Consider the following 5,996-nt stretch of genomic DNA (forward strand, 5'->3'; position numbering starts at 1 on the left):
GTTGATGCCAAGAATTCACGCTCGGTTTCCTGCTCCAAACGTTCGGCGCGGAATGTCGCGCCGCGGGGTTGCAGCACCGCGCGGTGCACCAGGTTGTGAACGGGCTCGCACACAAACGCAACGGTCTGTTCGGGTTCTGCGAACGACGGCGACCGCGCAATGATGCTGCTGCAGGCGGACGTGAACCGATTGGCCGCGAAAAGATCGTTGAAGCGTTCGGCGGCCGACGTCAATGGAAAGACCGGCGGCGCGACCGCGGGCGTGAACAGCTGTTGTTTGTTCGTTGAGAACGAGACGGCGGTATTACGTTTCAGGTAGTGATCGTCGATCGGGAAATGAAACATCGGCAACGAGTTGCTGTTGCCGAACCAACGACCGGCACTGTCGCGGCTGCGGACAAATTGAGTTCGTCCGCTGGTGACGGCGATGCGACCGCTGTCCGGCCAAATCTGAACATCGTGTCCCGAGGCATCGATCGTCTGGCCCGTCGCGACGCTGGTGAGCGTTGCCAAGTTGTCTCCCGCCGCCAGATGCAGGGAATGGTCCAACCCGTAGGTGAAGCCGTTGATCCGGTGCTGGGGGTTGGCCAGCCGAAATCCTGTGTAGATCGATTGCACGTCGTCGGCGTGCCCGTCGCCGCTAGTGTCTCGGGCAAACAGGACATCGGGGGCGGCGGAGATCAAGACACCGTCTTTCCAGGGTTGGACGCCGGTCGGAAACGGCAGGCCGTCCAGAAACGTCGTCGCTTTGTCGAACGTCCCGTCGCCATCGGAGTCGGTCAACGATTTGATGCGTCCGCCATCGGTGCCTTCGGGGTAATCGCCCATCTCAACGACCCACAGATTTCCGTCGTCACCGAAGGCGATGTTGACGGGGTCTCGAACCAAGGGTTCCGCGGCGACGAGTTCGACTTGGTAGTCGTCGGAGACGTGAATCGATTTCAAGGACGTTGCCGGGTCCTGAGGGCGCGGGCGTCCACTGCTTTTGACAATCTCTTCGACTCGGCGGATCAGTAAGTCTTCAGAGCCCGCTGCCCAGGGACCGGGAAGGCTGTAATAGATTCCCGAACGGTCGTATTCGTAGCCGCCTTCGGATCGCATCCGCTCGCTGGCGATGTAGCCGAGCACATCGTTGCTGTACGCCGAAACCCACAAATTCGGATCGTCGAACGTTTTCTTCAGCCGCAGCGCATAGTCGACCACGACTTCGCCGCCCAAAAAGATCATCGTCAACTGGTCACCGAAACGCCACGATTGGATCGGCACGGGATACGTCGCCGGCAGCCGCCCTTTCTCTTTGAGCACTTTGAGCATGTGTTCGGCATGCCGGCGGGTTTGCGGGCGTGACTCACTGAGCCGCTGTTGCAATTCTTCTTGGGTCGGTAAATCGAACGACAGAGCGGCGTAGTCAAAGTGTGCTTCGACGTCCGAGTCGATCGACGGCAGTTCCGATCGGGCGACTCGCTCGACTTCCGCAGCCAAGGTCTGGCCATGCATGCGCGCCATATCGACGGTACCGCGTGGGTTGGGATTGGCATCCGCTCCACATCCGATCGTGCAGAGTGCAATCGCATCGGGAAAGGTTTGTTCCAGTTCGGTTGCCGCGTAGCCCGCCCAATCGGCGTTGATCTTGTAGTAATCGCCTCCGACGGTCGTGCAGTGACAGGCGTAGTTGAAGATCAAACCCCGAACCTGCCCCGTCGGCGTCGAGATTCGCAGCACGGGGACGGAATGATCGACGGGGCCATCGGCTTGCACGCCAAAGCCCGTCCATTTGCCGTCGGACAAGACGCGGCGGTTGGCGGCAAATCCTGCCCGGCCGACTCCATAGGCCAGTTGTGCTGGTTGCAAATCGCCGATCGCGAGACCCACCGCACGCAGGATCGCCGCATCCAATTGTGCCCGATAGCGTTCGGCCGCCTCGGCTTCCGCTTGCGACAGTGGCGTGGCAAAAATGTTCGACAGCTGACCTCCCAAGTCGGGACCGCTGTGGGTGTGCGTGCTGCAGAACACGATCCGTTCTCGGGGGATCGCATGCTCGGCTTCGATGGCGGACGCCAATTGTCGTGTGTGGCCGCCCGACAGCCCGATGTTGTCGATGCTCAGCAACACCAAGGGCTGCCCTTGGGCGGCGTCGATTTCTGATTCCAAGCACACCGCGCGAACAAACAGTGGGGTGTCGACGCCTTCGCTGGCGTGATCGCGATTGCCATAGCCGGACATCCGAACCGGTTCGGTCGGCGTCACGTCTTGCTTGGCAAAACCGGCCTGCCAAGTCGTCGCCGCGAGGGTCCAATGTGCGTCACTGAACCACAGCCCCAGCGTCAGGGCAATCCATGCGAATCGATGAACTGAATTCATAAGGTCTCTGCCGCCTTCATCTGTTTTGACAACCAAAGCCACCATCTTAGCCGAAACAAGTGGCGTCAGCTTCCAGCTTGCGAATCCCGCGGCTCAGCTTCCAGCTTACGAATCCCGCGTCCTTCCAGCCTGCGAATCCTGCTGGCCAGCACCGTCCACATCCCCTGCCCCCGCCCGCCAGACTTTTCGCTAGACTTGAGGTCTGTCAGACTCTCTTCACGGGCTGTTGATTGAGTCGAAACTTAAACCACAGTGAGCCGACGCGCGGAGATGTCATGAACGATCCATCCCATGAAAACGATCCGGTGAATCCATACGCGCCGACGGACTTTCTCTCCAACGATGCCTTCGTCGATCAAAACGCCCCGCCGGAACTTGCCAGTCGATTGTCTCGCCTCGGCGCGGTGATCATCGATGGGTTTCTGATGATGTTCATCGTTTTTCCCGTTCAGGTCGTGACGGATTTCACCGCACGGGCCATGACGGGAGAGGTCGGTTTGTTGGAACAGTTGGCGATGTCCGTGTTCGGCATGATCGTGTTTTTGATTCTCAACGGCTACCTGCTGATCACGCGAGGCCAATCGATCGGCAAACTGGCCGCGGGCATCCGCATCGTGGACGCGGAGACGAACGAGTTGATTTCGTTTCTGCGAATCTACGTCTATCGCTATCTCTGGACCCTTCCCTTCACGTTCACCACGTTGATCATCCCCGGTTTTACCGACGACTACTTGATCAATCTGGTGTTCCTTGTCGATGCGCTGATGATTTTCCGCGCCGACAAACGTTGTCTGCATGATCTGATCGCGGGGTCGAAAGTCGTGAAGGTACATCGGTCGTAGGTGTCTGCCGACGAGACACTTCACGCTCGCGTCCTAGGGAGACGACAAACTGGAACCGATCATCGAGATTGACAACGTCTGTAAACGCTACGGGGGCATCGAAGCCTTGCGGGATGTTTCGCTGCGCATTCCACCGGGTGTGACCGGATTGTTGGGGCCCAACGGATCGGGCAAGAGCACGCTGATCAAGGCGCTGCTGGGTTTGTTGCATACCCATGCGGGCAACGGGCGCGTGCTTGATTACAAGTGGCCGCGTGACACCAAGGCGATCCGCGATTCGATCGGCTACCTGCCCGAAGACGATTGTTACATTGCGGGGCTGGAGGGAATCGAGTCGGTTTCCTTGATGGCCCAGCTCTCCGGGTTGGCCGGCCGCGAAGGGTTGCGGCGCAGCCATGAAATGATGGACTTTTGCGGTTTCGGCGAAGAGCGTTACCGGGAGGTCGAATCGTATTCCACCGGGATGCGTCAAAAATTGAAATTTGCCCAGGCACTCGTGCATGATCCGCCGCTGTTGATTTTGGATGAGCCGACGACGGGGCTGGATCCCGATCAACGGCTGGCGATGTTGCGGCGGATCCGGACGTTGGCCACTCGCCATGGCAAATCGGTCATTCTGTCGACGCACATCTTGCCCGATGTCAAAACGGTGTGCGATCACGTTGTCATTCTGGTGGGCGGAACCGTGCGAGTCATCGACACGCTGGAAAACCTGAGCCGACCGGTCGAGCCGACGATGCATGTTTGGGTCATCGGTGATCACGCCGCGCTGGCCCGCCGTGTCAGCAGCGAAGGGCATCGCGTGGATTGGCACTCCAAGACCGGAACCCTGCGGATCGGCGGAATCGATCCCGATCAAACCCAGCGATTGTGGACTTGGGCGGCAGAGACCGAGACGGCGATCCGGCGAATGGAGCCGGCCGTCAATTCGCTGGAGCAGATTTTTATCGATGTCGCCTCGGGGTCGCTGACGGCGGGAATCGACGCGGATCCAAGCCTGAATCCCTCGGAGGTTGTCCGTGCCCGTTCATGACTTGGGCTACCGAAAGTGGTCGGGCGTTCGCGCCGATCAATTTCTTCGCCCGTTGGTGATCGCCCGCGGTGGCATTTCACTGATTCTGAAGCGGCGATGGTTGCGGGTGCTATTGGTGCTGGCTTGGCTGCCAGTCGTGTTGCCGGCGCTGGGGATCTTCGCATTTGAGTTTTCGTCGACCGAGCCGGACATGCAGCGGATGATCGTCAGCACGGTCAGCGGTCCGTTGGGACGTCCCGACTTGGGAGCCCTGATTCTGGCGGACCCGGAGTCGGCCCGGCATGAAGTCTGGTCGACGCTGATCCTGGCCTATTTCCGCTACCCACAACTGTTTGCGATGGTCGGTTTGATCGGCCTGATCGCACCGCTGTTGATCTCCTACGATCTCCGCACCAAAGCATACTTGATGTACTTTTCGCGGCCGCTGTCGCCGACGCAGTACATCGTCGGCAAGTCCGCGGTGATCTGGTTTTTTCTGGCCGTCGTTGCGACCGTTCCGGCATTGTTGCTGTACGTGATGGGCGTGTTGCTCTCGCCCGACTTGTCGGTGATCGCACAGACCTGGGACATTCCGCTACGCATTGTGGCTGCCTCGGTGGTGTTGGTGCTTCCGACGACGACGCTGGCCGTCGTCTATTCGTCGCTGACCGCGGAAAGCCGCTACGCGACGTTTGCCTGGTTTGCGACTTGGGCGATGGGGTTTGTGGCGTACCAATTCCTGACCTTTACCACCGCGGCAATGTCCGGCCGCCGACCGCCACGGCGAAGACGCGGCCCGGTCAACTGGGAGGAGTACGGCGTGGATTTGGATCGTTGGCGACTGCTGTCGCCGTACCACACGCTCGGGAAAGTCGAAGCCTGGGTGTTCGGGCTGGACACCACCGCCGCCAGCGTCGTTCCCGCGATCGGTGTCTTGGCCGGAATCACCGTGATCGGATTCTGGATCGTTCATCGTCGCATCGTCGCGAGGCTAAGTGTTTGAGCGATGATTGAACTCCATCAAGTCAGCAAGATGTACGGGAACGTGGTCGGCGTCAACGATTTGAATGTCACCCTGGAATCGACCGCCTACGGATTGATCGGCCCCAACGGCTCGGGCAAAACGACGCTGATCAATTTGTTGATCGGCCATTTTTGTCCCACCCTGGGCAGCGTGCGTGTCTTCGGAAGAAACCCGACGAAAGACCGAAGTCTTCTTCGCAACATCGGCCTCTGCCCGGCTTCGGATGTGTTGTATCCCAATGTCTCCGCGCTGGAATGGGTCAAGTACCTCGTTCGCTTGCACGGCATCTCGCGCCGCGAGAGCCGCACGATGGCCGAACAGGCGCTGGAGATCGTGGGGATGAGCGACGCCATGCGTCGGCCGATGGGAACCTATTCGCTGGGGATGCGGCAACGGACAAAAATCGCCCAGGCGATCGCCCACCAGCCGGACCTGTTGATCTTGGACGAACCCTACAACGGGCTTGATCCGGTCGGCCGGGCGGACATGACGGCGGTCCTAAAGGCCTGGACGGACGAAGGGCGGGGGCTGCTGTTTGCCAGTCACGTGTTGCAGGAGATCGAAGCGGTCACGTCGTCGTTCTTGTTGATTTACGGAGGACGCTTGCTGGCTTCGGGGACGGCCGACGAGATCGAATCGATCCTGGCTGACACGCCGCAACAAGTCCGTGTGATCGGGCCCGACGCCGCGCGGCTGGTGCATCGCTTGGCCGATGTTCCGTGGGTCGACTCGCTGTCCCTGTCCGCCGGTCGGACCGA

Annotated in this window: 5 protein-coding genes; 4 read left to right on the forward strand and 1 reads right to left on the reverse strand. The window is 60.0% G+C overall.

The window, feature by feature from the left end:
* Positions 1-2,360 (reverse strand): neutral/alkaline non-lysosomal ceramidase N-terminal domain-containing protein (locus ABX749_RS18540; RefSeq protein ID WP_372897272.1); only part of this gene is annotated, 2,360 nt, incomplete at its 3' end.
* A gap of 275 nt (positions 2,361-2,635) precedes the next feature.
* Here ABX749_RS18540 and ABX749_RS18545 point away from each other — a divergent pair.
* The 4 genes from ABX749_RS18545 to ABX749_RS18560 form a co-directional block, all read left to right on the forward strand.
* Complete coding sequence (locus tag ABX749_RS18545; protein ID WP_372897273.1) at positions 2,636-3,202, forward strand: RDD family protein; 567 nt, start codon at positions 2,636-2,638, stop codon at positions 3,200-3,202.
* Positions 3,203-3,308: 106 nt separating this feature from the next.
* Entirely contained in the window at positions 3,309-4,235 is a 927-nt protein-coding gene (locus ABX749_RS18550; protein WP_372897274.1) for an ABC transporter ATP-binding protein, read from the forward strand.
* Positions 4,222-5,217, forward strand: a complete 996-nt coding sequence (locus ABX749_RS18555) for a hypothetical protein (protein ID WP_372897275.1) — start codon at positions 4,222-4,224, stop codon at positions 5,215-5,217. The genes ABX749_RS18550 and ABX749_RS18555 overlap by 14 nt, the downstream gene beginning before the upstream one ends.
* A 3-nt stretch (positions 5,218-5,220) precedes the next feature.
* On the forward strand, positions 5,221-5,996 hold a 776-nt coding region (locus ABX749_RS18560; protein ID WP_372897276.1), incomplete at its 3' end, for an ABC transporter ATP-binding protein.

This window comes from Stieleria sp. (assembly GCF_041595215.1).
GTDB classification, from domain to species: Bacteria; Planctomycetota; Planctomycetia; order Pirellulales; family Pirellulaceae; genus Stieleria; species Stieleria magnilauensis.